This is a genomic window from Caballeronia telluris, assembly GCF_001544495.1.
GTDB classification, from domain to species: domain Bacteria; phylum Pseudomonadota; class Gammaproteobacteria; order Burkholderiales; family Burkholderiaceae; genus Caballeronia; species Caballeronia telluris.
In genome coordinates this window covers 1-566 of the sequence record NZ_FCNZ02000158.1, presented here as the reverse complement: position 1 = coordinate 566, position 566 = coordinate 1, and the positions used below count along the sequence as shown (strand labels likewise).

Sequence of the window (566 nt, the reverse complement as noted above, 5' to 3'; positions counted from 1 at the left end):
GAATCCGCGTTTTACTTCACTTCAAACTGGCGCCATTACGGCGATCATCCCCGGCGTCATTACGCCGATCCGTGACACTGGGTGCGCATCTTGACGAGTAGCTGCCGGCTTACATGTAAATGCAGGATGCTTTGCTGCTCGACCGTCTTGACGGCCACGAAGCGCATGTTCGGTCGTTGCACTGCTTCGCAGACGGCTTCGGCATCGTTCATGTCATTCTTGTTCGTCTTCAGGTAAGGCTTGACGAATTGCGGCGCCATCAGCTTCACCGTATGTCCCATCGCAGCCAGCCTGCGTGCCCAGTAATGTGCGCTGCCGCAGGCCTCCATGCCGATTAGGCAGGGCGAGAGACGGGCGAAGAACGGCGCCATTTGTGATCGGCTGAGACGCTTACGGCATACGGTATGTCCACGGGCGTCCACGGCGTGCACCTGGAAGACGTGCTTGGCGATATCCACACCAACAGCGGTAATTTCCATTTCGGGTACCTCCACTTCAGTCGAACGTCAGACCTCAACTTTGGCACACCGATGCCGTTCAGGTGGGTGGTGCCCATTCCATCTGCA

Annotated in this window: 1 pseudogene; it reads right to left on the bottom strand. The window is 57.4% G+C overall.

The features are described 5' to 3' along the window. Positions 1-80: 80 nt before the first annotated feature. Positions 81-479 (bottom strand): annotated as a pseudogene (locus tag AWB66_RS32705) (IS110 family RNA-guided transposase); the annotation flags it as partial. Between the last annotated feature and the right edge of the window lie 87 nt (positions 480-566).